This window comes from Achromobacter dolens (genome assembly GCF_902859745.1).
In the GTDB taxonomy this organism is placed as follows: Bacteria; Pseudomonadota; Gammaproteobacteria; order Burkholderiales; family Burkholderiaceae_B; genus Achromobacter; species Achromobacter dolens.
Genome location: NZ_CADIJW010000009.1, coordinates 130,068 through 152,321 on the forward strand (window position 1 = coordinate 130,068; position 22,254 = coordinate 152,321).

Annotated in this window: 18 protein-coding genes and 1 tRNA gene; 6 read left to right on the top strand and 13 right to left on the bottom strand. The window is 69.1% G+C overall.

Annotated elements, in window-relative coordinates; translation table 11 throughout:
- Window positions 1–160: 160 nt before the first annotated feature.
- Entirely contained in the window at window positions 161–2,233 is a 2,073-nt protein-coding gene (locus tag HV783_RS10055) for an LTA synthase family protein (RefSeq protein WP_254603857.1), read from the top strand.
- Between the two features lie 67 nt (window positions 2,234–2,300).
- Here HV783_RS10055 and selD read toward each other — a convergent pair whose 3' ends face one another.
- Window positions 2,301–3,362, bottom strand: coding sequence for a selenide, water dikinase SelD (gene selD / locus HV783_RS10060; protein WP_054503634.1), 1,062 nt, complete (start codon window positions 3,360–3,362; stop codon window positions 2,301–2,303).
- 141 nt (window positions 3,363–3,503) lie between these two features.
- Here selD and HV783_RS10065 point away from each other — a divergent pair, with 141 nt between their 5' ends.
- Complete coding sequence (locus HV783_RS10065; RefSeq protein ID WP_175189066.1) at window positions 3,504–4,601, top strand: transglutaminase-like domain-containing protein; 1,098 nt, start codon at window positions 3,504–3,506, stop codon at window positions 4,599–4,601.
- 12 nt (window positions 4,602–4,613) lie between these two features.
- Window positions 4,614–5,153, top strand: a complete 540-nt coding sequence (locus HV783_RS10070) for a TlpA disulfide reductase family protein (RefSeq protein WP_054503636.1) — start codon at window positions 4,614–4,616, stop codon at window positions 5,151–5,153.
- A gap of 7 nt (window positions 5,154–5,160) precedes the next feature.
- Here the strand turns inward: HV783_RS10070 and HV783_RS10075 are convergent, their stop codons facing one another.
- The 8 genes from HV783_RS10075 to fdnG form a co-directional block, all read right to left on the bottom strand.
- Entirely contained in the window at window positions 5,161–6,195 is a 1,035-nt protein-coding gene (locus tag HV783_RS10075) for a glycosyltransferase (RefSeq protein WP_175189067.1), read from the bottom strand.
- A gap of 195 nt (window positions 6,196–6,390) precedes the next feature.
- Window positions 6,391–6,486: transfer RNA gene (locus tag HV783_RS10080), tRNA-Sec, on the bottom strand.
- Window positions 6,487–6,498: 12 nt separating this feature from the next.
- Window positions 6,499–8,436 carry a selenocysteine-specific translation elongation factor gene (selB, locus tag HV783_RS10085; RefSeq protein WP_175189068.1) on the bottom strand — a complete coding sequence of 646 codons (1,938 nt, stop codon included), beginning with the start codon at window positions 8,434–8,436 and terminating at the stop codon, window positions 6,499–6,501.
- Complete coding sequence (selA, locus tag HV783_RS10090) at window positions 8,433–9,893, bottom strand: L-seryl-tRNA(Sec) selenium transferase (protein ID WP_175189069.1); 1,461 nt, start codon at window positions 9,891–9,893, stop codon at window positions 8,433–8,435. The genes selB and selA overlap by 4 nt, the downstream gene beginning before the upstream one ends.
- A gap of 2 nt (window positions 9,894–9,895) precedes the next feature.
- Window positions 9,896–10,831 carry a formate dehydrogenase accessory protein FdhE gene (fdhE, locus tag HV783_RS10095; protein ID WP_116792717.1) on the bottom strand — a complete coding sequence of 312 codons (936 nt, stop codon included), beginning with the start codon at window positions 10,829–10,831 and terminating at the stop codon, window positions 9,896–9,898.
- Window positions 10,832–10,957: 126 nt separating this feature from the next.
- On the bottom strand, window positions 10,958–11,605 hold the full coding sequence (locus HV783_RS10100) for a formate dehydrogenase subunit gamma (RefSeq protein ID WP_049070779.1): 648 nt from the start codon (window positions 11,603–11,605) through the stop codon (window positions 10,958–10,960).
- Window positions 11,598–12,497 carry a formate dehydrogenase subunit beta gene (gene fdxH, locus HV783_RS10105; protein WP_054503641.1) on the bottom strand — a complete coding sequence of 300 codons (900 nt, stop codon included), beginning with the start codon at window positions 12,495–12,497 and terminating at the stop codon, window positions 11,598–11,600. Before fdxH ends, HV783_RS10100 begins: the two co-directional genes overlap by 8 nt.
- Window positions 12,498–12,507: 10 nt before the next feature.
- Window positions 12,508–15,576, bottom strand: a complete 3,069-nt coding sequence (gene fdnG, locus HV783_RS10110) for a formate dehydrogenase-N subunit alpha (RefSeq protein ID WP_155755547.1) — start codon at window positions 15,574–15,576, stop codon at window positions 12,508–12,510.
- A gap of 271 nt (window positions 15,577–15,847) precedes the next feature.
- Here fdnG and HV783_RS10115 point away from each other — a divergent pair, with 271 nt between their 5' ends.
- Together HV783_RS10115 and HV783_RS10120 are read left to right on the top strand one after the other, a co-directional pair.
- The gene (locus tag HV783_RS10115) at window positions 15,848–17,341 is read left to right on the top strand and encodes a DUF1254 domain-containing protein (RefSeq protein WP_175189070.1); all 1,494 of its coding nucleotides are present in this window, start codon (window positions 15,848–15,850) and stop codon (window positions 17,339–17,341) included.
- Between the two features lie 77 nt (window positions 17,342–17,418).
- Window positions 17,419–17,916, top strand: a complete 498-nt coding sequence (locus HV783_RS10120; RefSeq protein WP_054503644.1) for an acyl-CoA thioesterase — start codon at window positions 17,419–17,421, stop codon at window positions 17,914–17,916.
- 269 nt (window positions 17,917–18,185) lie between these two features.
- Here the strand turns inward: HV783_RS10120 and HV783_RS10125 are convergent, their stop codons facing one another.
- From HV783_RS10125 to HV783_RS10140, 4 genes are all read right to left on the bottom strand, one after another.
- The gene (locus HV783_RS10125; protein WP_054503645.1) at window positions 18,186–19,199 is read right to left on the bottom strand and encodes a sterol desaturase family protein; all 1,014 of its coding nucleotides are present in this window, start codon (window positions 19,197–19,199) and stop codon (window positions 18,186–18,188) included.
- Window positions 19,200–19,201: 2 nt separating this feature from the next.
- Window positions 19,202–19,996, bottom strand: coding sequence for a polysaccharide deacetylase family protein (locus tag HV783_RS10130; RefSeq protein ID WP_054503646.1), 795 nt, complete (start codon window positions 19,994–19,996; stop codon window positions 19,202–19,204).
- A complete protein-coding gene (locus tag HV783_RS10135; protein ID WP_443609984.1) occupies window positions 19,980–20,960 on the bottom strand; it encodes a YVTN family beta-propeller repeat protein in 981 nt (326 codons plus the stop codon). The genes HV783_RS10130 and HV783_RS10135 overlap by 17 nt, the downstream gene beginning before the upstream one ends.
- 174 nt (window positions 20,961–21,134) lie before the next feature.
- Window positions 21,135–22,010 (bottom strand): DUF2950 family protein, encoded by an 876-nt coding sequence (locus HV783_RS10140; RefSeq protein WP_116792712.1) that lies wholly within the window; start codon window positions 22,008–22,010, stop codon window positions 21,135–21,137.
- A gap of 41 nt (window positions 22,011–22,051) precedes the next feature.
- Here HV783_RS10140 and HV783_RS29595 point away from each other — a divergent pair.
- Window positions 22,052–22,254, top strand: a 203-nt coding sequence (locus HV783_RS29595; protein ID WP_175189071.1) for a hypothetical protein, incomplete at its 3' end; no start/stop codon positions are given.

Below are 22,254 nucleotides of genomic sequence, written 5' to 3' on the forward strand. Positions count from 1 at the left end.
CTATACAAACCTTCATAGATTCGCGTTGCCCCTCCTGTAGATTGCGGCCTGCATCCCCGCACGGCTCCGAGCTCCCCTGCGAATGAACCCCGTACCCACCGTCCCGACGGCGGGCGCGGCCTGTTGCCGCCGTTTCGCGGCAACGCCCCGCATTTCTTTCATGACGCAGATGAAGCGCTTCCGTTCCGCGGACGCCTGGCAAGCCTGGTTCATCAACTTCCAGCGTTCCTTCCTGATCCTGCTGGCGCCGTGGCTGGTCTCGGTGCTGGCGCAAGGCGCCGGCCGCGTCTACCTGCTGGCGACCTATGCGCCGCCGGGCGCCTACGCCGCTTTGCCGCAGGACATCAACCGCACCCTGGCGATCGGCCTGCTGTTCGACATCAAGGTCGCGGCCATCGCGTTCTCCGCGCCGCTGCTGGCTGCCCTGCTGCTGGCCGCGCGGCCGGCGGCGCAGGCGCTGTGGCTGCGTTGCCTGCCCTACCTGGGCGCCGTGATGGCGACGCTGTTCGCCGCCAGCACGGTGGTGAGCGTGTGCTACTTCGCCACCTTCTCGCGCTCGATCGACATCTTCGTGTTCGGCCTGATCGATGACGACACCCGCGCCATCGTGGCGACGTTGTGGCACGGCTATCCGGTGCTGCGCACGCTGGCGCTGCTGGCGGCGGTGCTGGCCGCGACCAGTTGGCTGGCGTGCCGCTGGCGCGCCCGGGTGCTGCGCGCGCGCCTGGCGCGGCGGCCGCTGGCGCCCAGCGCCTTGCGGATGCTGCTGATCCTGGGCGTGACCGTGCTGGCCTGCCGCGGCTCGCTCGGCACCTTCCCGCTCAACAAGGACGACACGGGCATTTCCTCGCTGCGGCTGCTCAACGACATCGCGCCCAACGGCATTTCGGCTTTTTTCTGGGCGCTGTCCGAGCGCGACAACGACAAGCGCTTCACGAACGTCACCGACGAGGAGGGCGCGCGGCTCTACCTGCGCTTCCTGGGTCGGCCGGACCACGGCCTGAGGCCCTTCATGGCCACGACCGGCGCCAACCCGCAGGCGCGCGAACGGCCGCCGCACATCGTGCTGCAGGTCATGGAAAGCATGGGCCACCACATGAACATGTACGACCGCCCCGGCCGCGACCTACTGGGCGCGCTGCGGCCGCACTGGCGCGAGGACTGGCGCTTCGACCGCTTCCTGTCAGAGGGCAACGGCACCATCGACAGCCTCAGCCGCCTGCTGGTGCGCAGCCCGATACCTGCCACGAGCCAGTCGTCGGCGGCCAGCGCCACCTTCGCCAGCAACGCCTTCGCGCCGTTCCTGGCGCGTGGCTACCGCGTGGTGTTCGTCACCTCGGGCACGGCCACCTGGCGCAACCTGGGCCGCTTCGCCAGCCATCTGGGCGCGCAGGAGTTCGTCGACCAGTTGGGGTTGCGGCAGCACTACCCCGAGGCGCAGCCCGGCGTCTGGGGCGTGCCGGACGAATACATGTTCCGCTATATCGGCGAACGACTGGCGCGGGCCGACCGCGACGGCGAGCGCCTGCTCATCATGGCCCTGTCCACCACCCACCATCCGCCCTTCCTGGTGCCCGAGGGCGGCCAACGCGGCGGCCTCGACCTGGGCGAGATCGAACGGCTGCCCTACTACGCCAACTGGACCGGCCTGGACGAAGCCTTCGACACGTTGCGCTACGCGAATGATCAATTGGGCCGCTTCCTGACCGGTCTGAAGGCCTCGCCGAGCGGTGCCCGCACCATTGTCGCCGTCACCGGCGACCACAACATCCTGGGCGTCGACTATGCGCTCGACAGCGACGCCGTGCTGGCACACGCGGTGCCGTTCTACCTGTATGTCCCACCCGCCTATCGGGGGCAATCGACCTATGACCCGTCGCGTCCCGGCAGCCACAAGGACATCCTGCCGACGCTCTATCACCTGAGCCTGCCGGACACGCCCTATTTCCGCAGCGGCTGCGACCTGCTGGCCGCGCGGCCAGACCCGCAGTGGTGCTTCGGCTTCAACAATCCGCGCCTGCTGATCACGCGCGAGGGCGCTTACCAGCGCGACCGTCCCGGCCGCATCCGGCCGTGGGCGGACGGCACCGGCCTGGCGCTGGCGGACGAGCGCGACGCCACGCCGGAGCAGGCCGCCGAACTGGCCCGGCTCGACGCCTACGGCCCGCTGCTGCAATGGCAGATCAACTACCAGGTGCAGCACCAACTGCCATCGCGCCCGGAGCGGCCTTGAGCCGCGTCGCCGCGCGCCGATCGCAATCCGGCCGCCGGCAAGCCGGGCAGCGTTGCCGCAAGACCCGCTAGTCCACGCGCACCAGCGCGTCTCCCGCCGTCATCTCGCCGATTACCGCGGCGTCGGCGAAGCCCTGCTCGCGGAACAGGTCCAGCACCGCCTGCGCCGCTTGCGGCGCGCACGCCACCAGCAGGCCCCCGGAGGTCTGCGGATCGGTCAGCAATGCCCGTTCGACGTCGGTCACGCCCGCCCCCAGCCGTACCGATTCGCCGTACGAGGCCCAGTTGCGTCCGGAGGCGCCGGTGATCACGCCGTCGGCGGCCAAAGCCTGCACGCCCGGCAGCCACGGCAGGGCCTCGCGCCGCAGGGCCGCGGTCAGCCCCGCGCCGCGCGCCATTTCCAGCGCGTGGCCAAGCAGGCCGAAGCCGGTGACGTCAGTGATGGCGTGCACGCCGTCCAGCGCCGCGAGCGCCGCGCCCGGTCGGTTCAGGCGCGTGGTCGTCTCGATCATCACGCGGTAGCCATCCGCGTCCAGCCGGTTTTTCTTGAGCGCCGCCGACAGGATGCCCACGCCCAGCCCCTTGCCCAGCACCAGCACGTCGCCGGCGCGCGCGTCGGCGTTGCGCTTGATGCGGCCCGGATGCACCAGCCCCATGGCCGCCAGGCCGTAGATCGGCTCGACCGAATCGATACTGTGGCCGCCGGCCACCGGAATGCCGGCGTCCTTGCAAACCGACTCCCCGCCGCGCAGGATGTCGGCGATGACGTCGTGCGGCAGCACGTTGATGGGCATGCCGACGATCGCCAGCGCCATGATCGGCGTGCCGCCCATCGCATACACGTCGGACAGCGCGTTGGTGGCCGCGATGCGGCCGAAATCGTAGGGATCGTCGACGATCGGCATGAAGAAGTCGGTGGTCGCGATCAGGGCCTGCTCGTCGTTGAGGCGGTAGACCGCCGCATCGTCGGCCGTCTCGGTGCCCACCAGCAGGTTGGGATAGCTGGCGGCCGGCCCGAAACGGGCCAGCAATTGCGACAGCACGCCGGGCGCGATCTTGCAACCGCAGCCGCCGCCGTGCGAGAGCGAAGTCAAGCGCGGCACCGCCGCGGACGCTGCATCCTGGGTCATGTCAGTCTCTCCGTAAGTGATGGGAAAAGGATAGCATCGCGCCCCCGAATGGCCCTATGATGATCCGGCAGCAGGCAGCAACGGACGGCCGCCCGCCACCGGGCGCACCGACAGCCAAACTTCACCGTGCGTGAGGGCTATATGGATCGCCGACTCTTCCTCCGTTTCTCAGGCGCCCTGTGCGCCGCCCAGGCGGCCTTGCCCCTGGCCGCGCGCGCCGAACAGACGCCCGTCAGCGCCGACTGGCGCAGCTTCGAACTGACCACCCACATCCAGGTGCTGGACCCCGGCGCCCATCCGCGCCTCTGGATCCCCCTGCCCTACGCCACCGACACGTCCTACCAGCGCGGCGCGCAAAGCGCCTGGCTGGTCAGCGGCGGCGGCTGCGCGCAACTGGCGCAGGCGCCAGGCTACGACGTGCGCATGCTGGCGGTGCAATGGCCCGACGCCCAGGCGCCACGGGAAGTCACGGTGACCAGCCGCTTCCAGACCCGCAACCGCCGCATCGACCTGACCCGGCCGCCGTCAGGGGCCCCGCGCGAAAGCGTCGCCACCCTGCGCGAATTCATTCAGCCCACTGCGCTGCTGCCCACGGACGGCATCGTCAAGGCCACTGCGGACCGCATCACTCGCGGCCACCAGGGCGCGCTGGCGCGAGCCCGCGCGATCTATGACTGGGTGGTCGACAACACCTGCCGCACCGCCTCCACCCGCGGCTGCGGCACCGGCGACGTGCGCTACATGCTCACCGCCAACGATCTGAACGGCAAATGCGCCGACATCAACGCGTTGTTCGTCGCCCTGGCGCGCGCCGCGGGCATTCCCGCCCGCGATGCCTACGGCCTGCGCGTGGCCGACTCGCAGCTCGGCTTCAGGAGCCTGGGCAAGGCCGGCGACGTCACCCGCGCGCAGCACTGCCGCGCCGAGTTCTACGCCGACGGCTATGGCTGGATCCCGGTCGACCCGGCCGACGTGCGCAAGGTCATGTTGGAAGAGCCGCCTGGCGACCTGCCCGCCACCGACCCGCGCGTGCGCAGCGCCCGCGTCATGCTGTTCGGCGCCTGGGAAATGAACTGGGTCGCCTACAACCACGGCCACGACGTCGCCCTGCCGGGCTCCGCCCACGGCCCGGTGCCGTTCCTGATGTATCCCAACGGCGAAACCGTCGACGGCCGGCTGGACAGCCTCGACCCCGACCGCTTCCGCTACACCCTGACCGCGCGCCCCCTGTCCGCCTGAGCAGGTCACGCCATGCTCAGTCGCCGCCAACTGCTGCAATCCGCCCTGTCGCTGGCGGCCCTGCCCGCCTGGGCGGGCGCCGCCAGCGACAGCGCCCTGAAGCTCGCCACCGGTCCCGACTGGGCGCCCTGGACCGCCGCCACCCCGCCCCTGGTGCTGCCCGACCTCGCCGGCCGCGAACAGAAACTCGGCAACTGGCGCGGCAATGTCGTTATCGTCAGCTTCTGGGCGACATGGTGCGACCCGTGCCGCGACGAAATCCCCCTGATGTCGGCCATGGCCAGGCGCCACCGCGAGGAAGGCCTGCGCCTGGTCGCCGTCAACGTCGGCGAGGCCCTCGGCAAGATCACCACCTTCCTGGCCAAATGGCCCGTCGCCGGCGCGGTGCTGCACGACCGCAACAGCACCGTTTCCAAGAAATGGGACGCCATCGGCCTGCCCGCCAACTACCTGGTCGACCGCGGCGGCAGCATCCGCCACTGGCACCTGGGCGCCCTGGACTGGAAGGCGGAGAACGTCAGCGGCGTCGTCACCCGGATGTTGCGCGCGTAGGGCCGGGCTACCGGCTGGCGGCCACGTCCGCGGCGACGGGGCTTGCGGCCCGGGCCATCCGTCGCAGGCGCCAATACGCCTTGAGCAGGCGCCGCAGATCGGTGAAACCGCGCGCGTGGCGAACCAGGCGCGGCCAGGCGCGAAGATCGAGCATGGCCCGCGCGAGGTGGGCGCGCATCTGAGGACTGTCCACGCCCTTGCGAAGCAGATCCACGAAGCACAGCAGTTCATGCTGCGCATGGCGGACAATCGAAATCCGGGTGCCGCGGTCGAGTTCTCGCCGCAAGGACCGGACAAGCAGCGTGCCGATGATATGGACGTAGCTGACGCCGCGCCACTGGCGGACCTGGGGCGACGGCGAGAGCGTGGTCGAATCGGGGTTGCGGCGATAGCCGTACACGGGCTCGGGCGCGAAGCCGATCCGCCTGGCCACGAGGGCGAGGTCAACGGTCCAGAGAATGTCTTCGTGGAATATCGTGGGATCGAAGGCCAGCCCGTGCCGGCGGATGAGGTCACGCCTGATGAGTTGCAGGCAGACGTAGTGCGGCCATTCGCCGACGCCTACGCAGTGGACGATCCAGTCCGTGCCGGCCATCGTCCGCCCCACCGGTTGCCGTGTCAGGACCGCGGGCCGGGGCGCGGGAGGCGGCGTGTCCGTGAACCGATATGCGTTACCGACCAACACGTCCAGATCCTGTGAGACGGCCTGTTCGTGCCACGCCGCGAGCCCCGCCACGGGCAGTACGTCGTCGGCGTCGGCGAACGCGATCCAGGTGCCACGCGCCGCCTGCAAGCCCGCATTCCTTGCGGCGCCCTGCCCGAGATGGGCCTGCCTGATGATGCGCAGGCGCGCATCCTTGGCGGCATAGGCCTGCAGGATCGCCATGCCGCCATCGGCGGAACCATCATCGACCGCGATCACCTCCACGTCCATCGCGGCATCGCCCAACAGCGCATCCAGTTGGTGGGCAAGATACCGCTCGCAGTTGTAGACGGGGACGATCAGGCTGATCTGTGGCGCAATGGGGTCGACGTGGTTCATATCCGGTGATGCGTAGGCGCGTGAATCCTCGCGCCCTGAACCGGGTCTTGCCATTGGTCTTCGATATTCGATCCATCGTCCAACAGGCGCGGGTGGATCGGTACACTACGCCGTATCACGAGGCCAGAGGGACCAGACTCATCAATACAAGACCGGTCCGCCTGTTTCTGGCCGGACGACCATCGCGGAAAAGAATGGCGGAAGGCAGCAGGAGTCGAACCTACCTGGGAACGTCTGACGCCCCCAACCGGGTTTGAAGCCCGGCCGTGCCACCGGACACGGATGCCTTCCTCGAAAACCCGCCTATGATACCGCCTGCCCGGCCCCCAGATACGCGCTGTCCGTGCGCAGCACGTGCGTGTCACGCACCCGCCGTGTCAGCCCCGTCCGATCGAAGAATTCCAGGATCTGGATCGCGCGTTTGCGCCCCAGGCCGGTGGCATCCCGGAAGGCCGCCGCGTTCAACCCTTCGGGTTTGCCGGCAAGCGCGACCGCCAGCGCCGCCAGCTCCACCACCCGCTCGCGGTGATAGAACAGATCCTTCACCACCTGGGCCACCTCGCCACGCCGCAGCAGCTTGCGCAGCACCTGCCGCACGCGCTCCTCGGGCTCGCCCTGCGCGCGCGCCAGATCGCGCACCCAGGGAGGGTCGTAGGCGCCCGCGGCCAACAGCGGCAACAGGCGTTGCGCCAGTTGCGCCTCGGCCTCGGCCAGCGCCGCGGTGTGCCCCGGCAGATGCAGCCACGGCCCGTTGCGCAACACCCGGCCCTGCCGCTGCAGATCATCCAGCAGTCCCTGCCACAATGCCTCCGGCGCCGCCGGCAGCGCCATGCGGCGCAGGCGCGAACCGTCCGGCCCGGGTTCGTCCGGCGCGCCCTGGTGAAAGGTCGCCAGCGCCTGCTCCACCCGCGCCCGCAGCGCTTCCCAGTGCGCGGCCAGGATCAACGTGCGCGCGCCCTGCGGCGTGCGCGGCTCGATCCAGATCGCACCCTCGGGCGCGGCCAGGTCGCGCACCGCCCTGCCGGTCAGGCGTTGCAGCGCCGTCTCGTCCAGCCCCAGCACGGCCTGCGCCAGCAGCGGTTGCAGCCCGCCGCCGTCCAGCATGTCCGCCACGCCTTGCAGCCATTGCATCCGCGCCGGCGCGCGGCGCTTGCGGTCCGGCGCGTTCGGGTCGAGCACGCGGCCGCCGCCGACCGTGCGCGTGGCCTGCGCATTGCGCACGATGTAGCGATCGCCGGGCATCGCGCACACCAATTCGTCGAATACCAGTTGCACCCAGCCCGACTGGCCCGGCGCCAAGGCATCGGCCGACAGCGGCACCACGTGCGCCACGTGGCGCGCCGCGCCGATGTGCACGTGCAGCGGCGTCCAGGCCCGCAGCGGCGCGTCGGCCGAGGGCAGCAGCGTCAAGGCCACATCGACGTGGCGCGACGGCAGAAAGCAGCGCGCATCGGCAATCCAGTCGCCGCGCGTGATGGCGCTCTTGTCGATGCCCGCCAGGTTCAGCGCGCAGCGCTGGCCAGCCGCGCCAGTCTCGCTCGGCTGGTTCTGCGCGTGGATGCCGCGCACCCGCACCCGCGTGCCCGCCGGCATCAGGCGCAGGTCGGCGTCGTCGTCGCCGACGCGGGCGCGGCCGCCGTGCGCGGTGCCGGTGACCACGGTGCCGTGGCCGGCCAGCGTGAAGACGCGGTCCACCGCCAGCCGGAACAGGCCCGCGCCGTCGCGCGCGCCCAGCGCCTGCGCCGCGTCATCCAGATGCTGTTTGAGGCGCGCCACGCCATCGTCGCCGACGCGCGCCGCGCACACCTCGAACACGGGCGCATCCCGCAGGAAGGTGTCGGCCGCCAGCGCCGCGATCTCGCCGCGCACCGCCGCCAGCCGGGCCGGGTCGGCGCGGTCGGCCTTGGTCAAGGCCACCGCGCCGCGCGCCACGCCCAGCAGCGACAGGATCGCCAGGTGTTCGCGGGTCTGCGGCATGACGCCGTCATCGGCCGCCACCACCAGCAGACCGAAGTCGATGCCGCTGGCGCCCGCCGCCATGGTGTGCACCAGCTTCTCGTGGCCCGGCACGTCGATGAAGCCCAGCACGTCGCCGTTGGGCAGGGGCGTGTAGGCGTAGCCCAGTTCGATTGAAATGCCGCGCGCCTTCTCTTCCTTGAGACGGTCGGTGTCGACCCCCGTCAGCGCCCGCACCAGCGTGGTCTTGCCATGGTCGATATGGCCGGCGGTGCCGACGATCATGCGCGCGGCTCCGCGGATTGCGGCGCCGATGGCGCGGCAGAGGGTTCAGCGAGTCTGTCGGCGAGTTGTGCGGTGAAGGCGGCCTCGTCGCGCGCCTCCAGGCAGCGCAGGTCGAGCCACAGCGCATCATCGGCGATGCGGCCGATCACCGGCACAGGCAGGTTGCGCAAGCGCGTCTCCAGGCGGTCCAGATGGCGGCCGGGGCGGCCCTTGCCGCGATAGCGCACCGCCAGCCCGTAGCTGGGCAACTGGTCCACCGGCAATGCGCCGCTGCCGATCTGGCTGAACATCGGCACCGCCTCGACCTCGTAGTCCGCGCCCGCCGCATGCGCCAGCGGGCCGCGCAGTCGTTCGGCCAACGGCTGGATCTCGCGCTGTGGCCGCGTCAGCAGGCGCAGCGTGGTCAGGCGCTGCGCCAGGAATTCCGGCGCGCGGTATAGCTGCAATACCGGTTCAAGCGCGGCCAGCGTCAGCTTGCCCACGCGCAGGGCGCGCTTGAGCGGGTTCTTCTTGATCTTGCGGATCAGGTCGGCGCGCCCGACCAGCAGGCCGGCCTGGGGGCCGCCCAGCAATTTGTCGCCGCTGAAGGTGACTAGGTCGGCGCCGGCGGCAATGGTCTCGCGCACCGTGTCCTCGCGCGGCAGGCCGAACTGGGTCAGGTCCACCAGCGTGCCGCTGCCCAGGTCCACCGTGGCCGGCAGGCCGCGCGCATGCGCCAGCGCCGCCACCTCGGCCACGCTGACGCTCTTGGTGAAGCCGGTGACGGCGTAGTTGCTGCAATGGACCTTCATCAGCATCGCGGTGCGCGGGCCGATGGCGTTCTCGTAGTCGGCGGCATGGGTGCGGTTGGTGGTGCCCACCTCGACCAGCCTGGCGCCTGCGCGCTTCATGATGTCGGGGATGCGGAAGGCGCCGCCGATCTCGACCAGCTCGCCGCGCGACACCACCACCTCGCGGCGGTCGGCCAGCGCGTTCAGCATCAGCAGCACGGCGGCGGCGTTGTTGTTGACCACCGTCGCGGCCTCGGCCCCGGTCAGTTCGCACAGCAGGTCGTCGATCAAATCGTCGCGGTCGCCGCGGCCGCCGCTGTCCAGGTCGAACTCCAGGTTGGCGGGCGTGGTCAGCGCGCGCAGCACCGAGGCCACCGCCTCGTCGGGCAGCAGCGCGCGGCCCAGGTTCGTGTGCAGCACGGTGCCGGTCAGGTTGTAGACGGCGCGCAGACGCGGGGCGGCGGCACGCGCCAGGGCGCTGTCGACGGCGGCGGCCACGGCGGCTTCCGCCAGGTCCGCGCGCGGCAGCTCGCCGGCCAGGGCGCGCTGCCGCAGGGCGTCCAGGTGCTGGCGCAGGGCCGCCACCACCTGCGTGCGGCCATGCGTGTCCAGCGTCGTGGCCAGCGCCGGCGCGTTCAGCAGCCGGTCGAGCGCGGGGATGTCGGCGGCGGCGGCGAACCCGGTCATGGCTATTCCTCCTCGGCGCCGTGCCACAGCAGCGGATTGCCGCTGGCGCGCGAATAGCCGGCCTCGCCCACCAGCACGTCCAGCATCAGGCTGGCGAGGTCGTCGGCCACCGGCTCCACGTGCAGGTCCTTGTCCTGGTAGAAGATCTTACGGTAGGTATGGCAGCGGTCGCAGGTCTCGGCCTTGATGGCGGGCGCGCGGCCCTCGATGGCCTGGTAGGCCACGGATTCGACGTCCTCGCAGTGCGAACACTTGACCCGCACCATGTGCCACTGGGTCGCGCACAGGCTGCAGCACAGGTAGCGGTAGCCCTCGAACTGCCCGCCCACCCGCACCACGCTGGCCACCGGCAGGCTGGCGCAGACCGGGCAGACGCCGAAGGGCGAGGCCACCGGCAATTGCTTTTCGTCGAAGCGGCTGGCCAGGTCGGTCCAGTACACCTGCAGGGCGGCCATGACGAACGGCGCGGCGGCGCCGTCGACGCCGCGATGCTGTTCCGACAGCACCGCCTCGGCCAGGTCTTCGAGCGATTCGGTGTCTTCATCGAGCGCGCGGCGCAACGCCGCGCAGACGTCCAGCGCCTCGGCCGGCACGTCCTGGCCGCCGGCGACCTCGTCGACCAGTTGGCGCAGGATGTCGCGCCACAGCGGGTCGCGCGGCCAGCCCACCGCCTGCAGCGGCGGCATGCCATGGGCCTGCGCCAGGGCGATGCGGTCTTCCGAGGCCGGCGGCGCGTTGCAGCCGCGCAGGGCATTGTGCTGGGCGTCGACCAGCCGCGCCATCAGCAGCAGATAGTCGGCCACCGGGCTATCCACGGCCAGTTGCCGCAGGCGCGCCGCGCGCGTCGCGAAAACCGAATCGCGCGCCGGCAACTGGATGCGGGGGATGGTGTTGTGGTCTAGCGCTTCGATCTCGCCGCGCGGAAGAATTCGCTGCAATTGCGTCTCCAGATAAACGAACACGGCTGCCGCCCCGACAGGGGGAGGCAGCCGTGCGGTGGGATCGGGCGGGATCCACCCGGCGGCGCCGCCACCGCCAGGTGGCGCCCGCCGCGCGAGGCCCGCTTACTTCGTCGTGGACTGCTTGCCGATTTGTTCCCGGAACCAGGCGCGGTGGTGCTTCCATGCCCAGCCCGCGGTCACGTAGCCACGCAGCATCGCCGTGAGCGAGCCCTTGACCCAGATCGCCGCATAAATATGCACAATGATCGCGCAAATCAGCACCAATGCACAAACGGCATGCAGCACCGAGGCGGCGCGCACCACCCAGATCGGGAAATAGAAGGCGAAGAACTCGCGCCAGATCACGATGCCGCTGACGAACAGTCCCAGCATGCACAGGATCAGCACATAGAACAGCAGCTTCTGGCCGGCGTTGTACTTGCCGACTTCCGGCAGCTTGTCCTCGCGGTTCTCGACCACGTCGTTGAGCTGGCTGAGCCACTGGCGGTCGGCCTTGGTCATCAGATTGTGGCGCCACATATGACCGGCGAACACCACGAAGCAGAAGAACATCACCAGCCCGATGAACGGATGCAGGATGCGGGTCCAGGGACCGCCGCCGAACAGGTTGGTGAGCCAGAACATCGATGGATGGAACAGCGCCAGCCCGGACAGCGCCAACAGGATGAACGTGAGGGCGATGATCCAGTGGTTGGTGCGCTCGCCGGGGGAATAGCGCTTGATCCGGCGGTGATGGCGGTCGTCACTCATGGCGGATCTCCTGTTCGGCGCGACGTTCGTCTTCCTCGTCGACCTCGTTGCGGCCGACGCGGGCATAGTGGAAGAAGCCGGCCAGCGCCGTCAACGCCATGGCGGCCACGCCCAGCGGCTTGGCGATGCCCTTCCACAGCGAGACCATCGGGCTGATCTGCGGGTCCTTCGGCAGCCCGTGGTACAGCCCGGGCTGGTCGGCGTGATGCAGCACGTACATCACGTGCGTGCCGCCCACGCCCTGCGGGTCATACAGGCCCGCCTGCTCGAAACCGCGCGATTTCAGGTCCTCGATGCGCTCGGCGGCGTGCTGCTTCATGTCGTCCTTGGTGCCGAACACGATGGCGCCGGTGGGGCAGGACTTGACGCAGGCGGGCTCCTGGCCGACGGCCACGCGGTCGGAACACAGGGTGCACTTGTACGCCTTGTGGTCCTTCTTGCTGATGCGCGGCACGTTGAACGGGCAGCCGGTGATGCAGTAGCCGCAACCGATGCAGTTCTCTTCGTGGAAGTCGACGATGCCGTTGTTGTACTGGATGATCGCGCCCGGCGACGGACAGGCCTTCAGGCAGCCCGGGTCTTCGCAGTGCATGCAGCCGTCCTTGCGGATCAGCCACTCCAGGTCGCCCTGCGGGTTCTCGTATTCCGAGAAGCGCATGACGGTCCAGGAATGCTCGGTCAGGTCGGCCGGGTTGTCGTAGACGCCGACGTTGGTGCCGATCTCGTCGCGCAGGTCGTTCCACTCCATGCACGCGCTCTGGCAGGCCTTGCAGCCGATGCACTTGGAGACGTCGATCAGCTTGGCCACGGACCCGGTGATGGGTTCGCGGATGCCGGGCGGCGGCGTGGTGGTGGCCGAGCGCCGTTTGATGTCGAGGGATTGCATAGACATGAGCGCTCTCCTAGATCTTCTCGACCTGCACCAGGAACGACTTGAATTCCGGTGTCTGCGAATTGCCGTCGCCCACGAACGGGGTCAGGGTGTTGGTCAGGAAGCCCGGTTTGGCAATGCCGACAAAGCCCCAGTGGATCGGGATGCCGACGTGATAGACGGTCTTGCCCTCGATGGTCAGCGGGCGCAGGCGCTTGGTGACCAGCGCCACCGCCTTGATGTAGCCGCGGTTGGACGACACCTTCACGCGCGAACCGTTGGCGATGCCCAGTTCCTTGGCCATGACCTCGCTGATCTCGACGAACTGCTCGGGTTGCAGGATCGCGTTGATGCGAACGTTCTTGGTCCAGTAGTGGAAGTGCTCGGTGAGGCGGTAGGTGGTGGCCACGTAGGGGAACTTGTCCACCGTGCCCATCGCCGCCAGGTCGTCCTTGAACACGCGCGCCGCCGGGTTGCTGGTGACGCCCTTGGCCTTCGGGTACAGCGGGTTGTAGCCCAGCGGCGTCTCGAACGGCTCGTAGTGTTCCGGGAACGGCCCTTCGGCCATACCGGCGCGCGCGAAGAAGCGCGCCACGCCCTCGGGGTTCATGATGAACGGGCCCATGCCGCCGTCGGGGTTTTCATCGCCCTTGAAGTCGGGGATGTCGGCGCCGACCCAGGCCTTGCCGTTCCACGAGATCAGGCTGCGGCGCGGATTGAACGGCTTGCCCGCGACGTCACAGGAGGCGCGGTTGTACAGGATGCGGCGGTTGGCCGGCCAGGCCCAGGCCCAGTTCAGGGTCTGGCCGATGCCGGTCGGGTCGCTGTTGTCGCGGCGCGCCATCAGGTTGCCGCCGGGCCCCCAGGCGCCGGCGAAGATCCAGCAGCCGCTGGCGGTGGAACCGTCGTCGCGCAGCTCGGCAAAGCCGGCCAACTGCTCGCCGCCCTTGCGCGTGACCTTGGTCGGGTCCTTGGGGTCGACCAGGTCCACCAGCGCCTTGCCCGAGTATTCCTTGGCCAGCTCTTCCGCGGTCGGGCTCTGCGGGTTGGAGTACGGCCAGGACAGGTTGACGATGGGGTCGGGGTACTTGCCGCCCTCTTCCTGGTACATCTTGCGCAGGCGCGTGAAGATCAGCGACATGATCTCGATGTCGCTCTTGGCCTCGCCCGGAGGCTCGGCGCCCTTCCAGTGCCATTGCAGCCAGCGCCCGGAGTTCACCAGCGCGCCGTCTTCCTCGGCGAAACAGGTGGTGGGCAGGCGGAACACCTCGGTCTGGATCTGCCTGGGATCGACGTCGTTGGCCTCGCCGGCGTTGCGCCAGAATTCCGAGGTCTCGGTGACCAGCGGGTCCATGATGACCAGGAACTTGAGCTTGGCGAAACCGGCGTTCAGCTTGGCCTTGTTGGGTGCGGCCGCCAGCGGGTTGAAGCCCTGCGCCAGGTAGCCGTTCATCTTGCCCTGGTTCATCAGCTCGTAGACCTGCAGCATGTCGTAGAGCTTGTCGAGCTTGGGCAGGTAGTCGAACGCCCAGTTGTTCTCGGCGGTCGCGGCCTTGCCCCACCAGGCCTTCATCAGGCTCACGTGGAACTTGCCGTAGTTCTGCCAGTAGCTGAGCTGGTTCGGCCGCAGCGGCTTGAGCGCGCGCGCGGCGATGTACTTGCCGTAGTCCTGCTCGGGCTCGTTGGGCAGCGTCATGTAGCCGGGCAGCAGGTTCGACATCAGGCCCAGGTCGGTCAGGCCCTGGATGTTCGAGTGCCCGCGCAGCGCATTCATGCCGCCGCCGGCGATGCCGATGTTGCCCAGCAGCAGTTGCACCATGGCGCCGGTGCGGATGATCTGCGAACCGATCGAGTGCTGCGTCCAACCCAGCGCGTACAGGATGGTGGCGGCCCGGTCGGTGGTGGCGGTGGACGCCAGCATCTCGCAGACCTTCAGGAACTTGTCGCGCGGCGTGCCGCAGACGCGTTCGACCATCTCTTCGGTATAGCGCGAGTAGTGCTTCTTGAGCAGTTGGTAGACCGAACGCGGATGCTCCAGCGTCGGATCGGTCTTGACGTAGCCGTCGTCGCCGCGCTCGTAGTCCCAACTGGCCTTGTCGTAGGTCCGCTTCTCGGCGTTGTAGCCGGAGTACAGGCCCGCGTCGAACGCGAAGTCCTCGCGCACGATGTAGGAAAAGTCGGTGTAGTTGCGCACGTACTCGTGCTGGATCTTGTCGTGATCCAACAGGTATTTGATGACGCCACCCAGGAAGATGATGTCGGTGCCGGTGCGTATGGGCGCGTAGAAGTCCGCCACGGATGCCGAGCGCGTGAAGCGCGGATCCACGACGATCAGCTTCGCCTTGTTATGGGCTTTCGCTTCCGTGACCCATTTGAACCCGCACGGGTGGGCCTCGGCGGCATTGCCGCCCATGATCAGTACTACGTCCGCGTTCTTGATGTCGACCCAATGGTTCGTCATCGCTCCACGGCCAAACGTCGGGGCAAGACCTGCCACCGTCGGGCCATGTCAGACACGGGCTTGGTTGTCGAACGCCAGCATCCCCATGCTGCGCACGGTCTTGTGCGTGATGTAGCCGACCTCGTTGCTGCTTGCCGAGGCGGCCAGCATGCCGGTGGTCAGCCAGCGGTTGACCGTCTTGCCGTCTTCGGTCTTTTCGACGAAGTTGGCATCACGGTCGGCCTTCATGAGCTTGGTGATGCGCGTGAGCGCGTCGTCCCAGGAGATCCGTTCCCACTTGTCCGAACCGGGCGCCCGGTATTCCGGGTACTTCAGGCGGTTGGGGCTGTGGATGAAGTCGATCAGGGCCGCGCCCTTGGGACAGAGCGTGCCGCGGTTGACGGGGTGGTCGGGGTCGCCCTCGATGTGCATGATGCTGGCGCGGGCATTCTTGGCGCCATCGCCCAGGCCATACATCAGCAGACCACAGGCGACCGAACAGTAGGGACAGGTGTTGCGCGTTTCCGTCATGCGCGCAAGCTTGTACTGGCGCACCTCGGCCATGGCCGTGCCGGGGGCTACCCCCAGCAATGCCAGGCTCGAGCCAGCCAGCGTGGTACCGGTCACCTTGAAGAACTGGCGGCGGTTCATGTTGACCATGAAGCACTCCTCTCCGGGTGAATAAGGGGAAAGCGCGGGCCGGTCCGGGGAAAAGCCCTACGATTTCCAAGGATTTGCAAGCAAGTATAGGCGCAGCGCGGGCGAGTTGCCATGCCTTGCGTCCCCGGAACGCAAAATCGGTCAATGAGAACGATTTACGCCCAGGATCGGCGTTTTTCGCGGATTTTGGATGATCGCGGGACTGCTACCATTGCCGACGGCGGGTTCCGGCCCGCTTTTCCGCCCGTCCCGCATTCCCGTTGGAGCGCCGATGCGCCGTCTTGCCCCCCTGGCCCTGTCCCTGTCGCTGGCCGCCCCGAGCCTGGCGCCCGTCCCCGCGACCGCCACGCCGGCGCTGAGCCCCGCCGCCACCGCCACCGAGTCCGCCCGCGAAGCGGCGATGGAAGGCTATCTGTACTTCTATCCGCTGCTGACCCTCGACCTGACCCGGCGCCAGTTCACGCACCCCGCGCAAGGCGCCGACGGCGCGCCCGCCAACACCTTCCAGCACACGCGCACCCTGCCCCGCCCCGGCGCAGCCGCGCCCTGGGCCAACCCCGACATGCTGCGCAGCGCCGCCTGGCTCGACCTGACGGCGGGTCCCGTGGTGCTGTCGACGCCTGACAGCCATGGCCGCCTTTACACCCTGACCCTGCTGGACATGTGGAACGACGCCTTCGCCACGCTGGGCAAGCGCAGTACCGGCACGGCGCGCGGCAACACGGCGATCGTGCCGCCGGGGTGGAGCGGCACGCTGCCCTCCGGCATGCCGCGCATCGACGCGCCCACCGCCTACGTCTGGGCCCGCGTCCTGATCCAGGCCGACGGCCCGGCCGAGTACGCCGCGGTCAACGCGCTGCAGGACGGCTTCACGCTGACCCCGCTGGCGCAATGGAACCTGCCGCCGCAATCGCAGCGGATCAAGGCCGACCCCTCCCTGGATCTGAAGACCCCGGTGCGCGAGCAGGTCGATGCCATGCCGACCGACGCCTTTTTCGTCCGCGCCGCCGAGCTGCTGCGCCGCAACCCGCCGCACGCCACCGACCAGCCGGTGCTGGCCAAGCTGCGCCGGGTCGGGCTGATCCCCGGCCGGCCGTTCGATTTCGACAAGCTCGACAACCCGGTCAAGCAGGGCCTGCGCCGCGGCCTGCGCGAGGCGCGCGAACGCATGGAAGCCGCCGCTGGCGCCACCCTCAAGAGCGTCAACGGCTGGCAACTGGAGACGGCCAGCCTGGGCGTCTACGGCAATGCCTACCTGCGCCGCGCGCTGGCCGCCCAGGCCCAGCCGGGCTCGGGCCTGCCCGAGGACCTGACCGCGTTGCTGCTGGCGGCCGACAGCCTGGGCCGACCGCTGGATGGCGCGCATCGCTATGTGCTGCATTTCGACAGCGGCCAGTTGCCGCCGGCCAGCGGCCTGTGGTCGCTGGCCGCCTATGACGGCTCGGGCCTGCCCATGGCCAATCCGGTGGACCGCTACTCGCTGGGGAGCCGCGATCCGCTGCAATACAACGCCGACGGTTCGCTCGACCTGGTGCTCAGCCGCGCCGCGCCGGAGCCCGGCGCCCAGGCCAACTGGCTGCCGCTGGCGGCCAGCGGCCCGGTCTACGTGCTGCTGCGCGCCTACGGCGCTGGCCCGGCGCTGTTGGACGGGCTGTGGACGCCGCCGCCCGCGGTGCGCGACGAGCCGGCGCCCGAACCCGAGGCGCAACCGGAGCCGGCGCCAGCCGCCCAGCCTCCGACGCCCGCGCCCGCGAAGAAACCCTGACAAACCTGCTGGGGACGGCGATATGACAGGGTTTCGCCACTACCATAGGCGTTTTGTCGCCGAGTAGAACGCCCGCCATGGACGAAGCCTTTAGCCACCAACTGTCGATGACCATCCTGATGACGCCCGATATGGCGAACTTTTCAGGCAATGTGCACGGCGGAACCATCCTCAAGTACCTGGACCAGGTCGCCTACGCCTGTGCGAGCCGCTACGCCGGCCAGTATGTGGTGACGCTGTCCGTCGACCAGGTCGTGTTCCGCGAGCCGATCCACGTCGGCGAGCTGGTGACCTTCCTGGCGGCGGTGAACTACACCGGCCGCACCTCCATGGAAATCGGCATCAAGGTGGTCACCGAGGACATCCGCAGGAAGCTGGTGCGCCACACCAATAGCTGTTACTTCACGATGGTGGCGGTGGACGACAACGGCGCCCCCACCGCGGTGCCGCCGCTGGCGCCGCGCAACCTCGAGGAAAGGCAGCGCTTCGAAGCCGCCCGCCTGCGCCGCGAGCTGCGCCAGGAAATGGAACGGCGCCACGACGAAATCAAGCGCGAAACCACCCATGAGGGGTGAACGCCCCCACGCCGCGCGCGCTTCGCACGCTAGCTGCCCCCCGAGGGGGCTGCCCGCCCTTGGGGCGGCCCGGCGGGCGGAAGGAAAGGGCCCCCACGCCGCGCGCGCTTCGCGCGCTAGCTGCCCCCCGCGGGGGCTGCCCGCCCTTGGGGCGGCCCGGCGGGCGGGCGGCTATTCTTGCGATGAGCGGCGTCCAGGTCGCAGGTGAGCGAACATGAAAACCGGGCCTTGAGGCCCGGTTTTTTTTGGCGACGGCGCAACGCGGCGCGTCACGCGCCTTCGGCCGCGCCCGGCGGGCGCGATGGCGGCGTCGTCACGGCCGGTTCGCGGTCGCGGCCGACCATGCGCTTGAGGCCCAGCCACTGTTGCGACCAGAAGCCCTGGCCGTAGTCGCGGCCGCCCAGTTCCGGCTGCTGGTCATGGATGCCGGTGGGGCCATAGCCGACGCCGAAGCGGGCCGAGCGGAACAGTACGTCCCAGACCGGGAACAGCGCGGCGAAGTTGTAGCCGCCGGCCGGGCCCGGCGTCGAGGCGTCATAGGCGATGGAATGGTGATGGCGGTGGAAACGCGGGCTGACCAGCAGGCGTTCGCCGACGGCGCCGAAGTGCATGCGCAGGTTGGCGTGCGAGAAGCTCTGCGCAAGCTGCGTGATGGCCACGATCGCCACGAACTGCGCGGGCGGCACGCCCACCAGTTGCGACACGAACACCACCACGACGTCGCGCAGCATGTCGTCCAGCAGGTGGTTGCGGTCGTCGCTCCACATGGTCATCTGGCGCTGGCTGTGGTGCACCGCGTGCAGCGCCCAGAGCCACGCGAAACGGTGCTGGGCGCGGTGGTACAGGTAGTCCACCAGGTCGAACAGCAGCAGGTAGATGATCAGGCTGACCCAGGCCTGGTCGGTCACGCCGGGCCAGTACTGGTCGAGCTGGAACGGCGCGAAGCCCCAGATGTGCAACTGCCCGAAGATGCTGTCCCAGAACGGATCGATGGTGAAGAACAGCGCCAGGCGGAACACGCCCAGGCGATGGATCAGCGTGTAGAGCACGTCGATGCCGATCTGGCGGCGGTCGGTGACCGGCTCGACCGGGCGCAGGCGCTGCAGCGGGCCGAACACCAGCAGCAGCACGGCCACCTGCAGCAGGCCGACCAGCAGCCACATGGTGGCGTCGTAGCCGTCCTCGATGAAATTGCTCAGGCCCAGGTGGAACAGCGCCGGCTGCACCAGGGTTTCGAACAGCCATTGCTGGCAGTTCCCGAACCATTGACTAAGCGTATCCATGATCAGTGATGCGTGGCGATCCAGTCGCGGTAGGCGGGATGCGTATCCAAAGTGGCAAAACAATAGCCCTTGCGCTGCAGGCCTTCAATCAGCGGCTCCAGCACGGCGGGCGCCCAGGGGTCCTGGCGCGACCAGATGCCCAGGTGGGCCAGCAGGATGTCGCCGGGCTTGATGGTGCGCAGCGCCTGGTCCAGCAGCTTGGCGTTGGGGTACTTGTCGCTGGGCAGTTCGTCGCCCAGGAAGCCGGCCGGCGCCCAGCCCACGTGCTCGAAGCCGCAGGCCTTGGCCGCGCGCAACAGGGCTGGCGAGGTCTTGCCGCCCGGCGCGCGGTACAGCGGCAGCATCTGTTTGCCGGTCATCTGCGTGAAGCGGGCGGCGGAGCGCTTGATCTCGGCGCAGTACTGCTCGGCGGTCCAGGTCTCGCGCTTGCCCGTGTCGGGGCCGGCGCTGGGCTTGACGCGGAACTTGCCGTCCGGCAGGTCGCCCTGCCAGTAGACGTGGTCGTAGGTGTGCGAGCCGAACGCGTGGCCCTCGGCCGCGCGCGCCTTCCACCACGGCGCCCACTGGTCGTCCAGGCTGCTGCCGTCGGTCAGCGTGCGCTCGTTGGCCAGGAAGAACGTGACCTTGACGTGGTGGCGCGCCAGCACGTCGGCGATCAGCGGCGCCACGCCCATGTGGCCGGTGTCGAAGGTCAGGTAGACCGGCTTGTCACAGGACGCGGGGGCCGCCGTGGCGGCCTGCGCCGCCAGCGCCAGGCAGACGGCGGCGGCCAGTTGCCGTTTAGCGGGTCGGCGCATGGTTCAGCGTCCAGACGCCGTGCGGCGACTTGCCGACGTTGACCTGCTTGACGACCTTCTTCTGCTCCAGGTCGACCACGGTGAGCTTGCGGGCCCAGCGCGACGTGACCAGCAGGGTCTTGCCGTCGGCCAGCACGTCCATGCAATCGGGGCCGCCCGGCACCGGGAAGGTGTCGACCACGGCCAGCGTCTGCAGGTCGATGCGGCTGATGGAGTTGGCGGTGCGGTTGCTGACGAACAGGTGGCGCTGGTCGCCCTGGGCGCGGAAGGCGTGCGCGCCGGCGGCGGTCTTGATGCGCGAGATCAGCTTGGCGGGGCCTTTGCTGACGTCATAGGCCTCGACGTAGGAATCGCCGGTCAGCGCCACCAGCAGCGTTTTCTGGTCGGGCGTGAGGAACACGTCGGCTGGCGTCTTGCCCACGGAAACGGTCCACTTGGGCGTCTGCGTGGCCAGGTCGATGGCGATGAGCTGGTCGCTGTCCTGCAGCGTGACGTACGCCGTGGTGCTCTTGGCGTCGATCATGATGTGGCTGGGCGTCTTGCCGGCCGGGATGCGCTTGACCAGCTTCAGGTCGAAGCCCTTTTCCAGCGGCTTCCAGGCGTAGATGTCGATGTGGTCCAGGCGGTTGGCGGCCGTGACGAACCACTTCATGTCCGGCGAGAACTGCAACTGGTAGGGGTCGACGATGCCGGTCAGGGTGCGCTGCACCTCGCCGGTCTTGGGATCCATCAGCGTGATCGAGTCGCCGGTGGCGTTGGCCACCATCAGCGACTTCTTGTCAGGCGTGAGATACAGGTGATGCGGTTCCTTGCCCGTGGGGACGCGCCGCAATTCCGTGTACGTGGCGGGATCGACGATGCTGACGTTGGCGTCCAGGGAGTTCAGGACGAAGATCGGGGCCGACGCCGCGGCGGCGCTGAGCGCCATCCCTGCGCCCAGGATGGCGCAGCGGACAAAATGCAAGGGATTCAATTTCCAGGTCCGACAAAAGGGGATCGGGCACCGATCCCAGCGCTCGCCATTTTGGCATAGCCGCCTGTCAAAAAACCGTAAATCCGACCGTCCGGGCCATGCGACAGCCAGGTTGCGGCACGGCTACAACGCTCGCGCCGCCACACCTGCAACAATCGTAAAAAATCATTTGGCGCCAATGGGTTGCGGCGTGATGTTGTTCCAGGTTCCGAACGACACATCGGTGCCCTGGAGCGTGGCCGCGCGGCGTGCCGTGGCCGGCCCCAGGTCAGCCTCGCGCAGCTCGCCACGCGCGTCGATGACAAAACTGCCGATGCCGGTATGGCCGTAGCGGGCCGGCCAGGCCAGGATCCAATAGCCGTCGCCGCCGCGCGCCGGCAGCACCTTGTAACGGTAGCCGTAATAGGCATCCGCCACCGGCACCTCCGGCCCCATTGCCAGCGCGTCCGGACCATAGGCCTGCGCCGGGTAACCGGGCAGTTGGGGCCAGTACAGTCCGTCCAGCGCGCCGGGCCGGCTCACCAGCCGGTCGGCGTAGCGGCCCTGGCCCACCCCGTCGCGGTACCGGATCTGGGCCGCGTGCAGTTCGCGCAGGGTGTCGATGGTGTTGAGCTCGTTGCGTCCGATGGCGCGGCGCGCGATCTCCGCCTTGCCGGCGGCCGGGTCGAACCGCCAGCCCTGCGACACGCGCACGATCGGCACCGGCATGGTCCAGCCGGAATCGCCCACGCTCAGCCAGGCGCGGCGTTCGCCGTCGGCCACCACCTCGTGCTTGCGGGACCAGGCCGCCAGGAAACGATAGACATCGTCCTGCCCGACCCCGCCCGGCACGATATGGCGATGGTCCGGCCCCAGCACCTTGGCCAGGGCCACGGGGTCGCTGGTGGCCAGCGCCTCGCCAAAGGCATCGGCCGCGGCCTCGGGCGTGGGATAGACGCTTTGCGCCGCGACGGGCGTGGCCAGCAGCGCCAGCGCCAGCCAAGCGACGCTGGCGGCCCGGCGCGACCACCGGCCGGGGGCACGGACGAGCGCATTCATCATCGAAACTCCGCTGATCATGGTGACTACCTCCGTCCGCCGAAATGTCCGCCACCGCCGCCGATATGACCGCCGCCTCCGCCATGCCAGCCTCCGCCCCCGCCGCGTGGCGCGACCCGGGACTCGCCGCCCCGCTGCACCTGCTGCCGCATGCGATCGCCATTGCCGGCGTCACGCAGGGCGCTGCCGCCGTTGTTGACGCGGGCGCGGTCGCGCGCGGCGGCCGCGTCGGCGCGCTGCCGCTGCG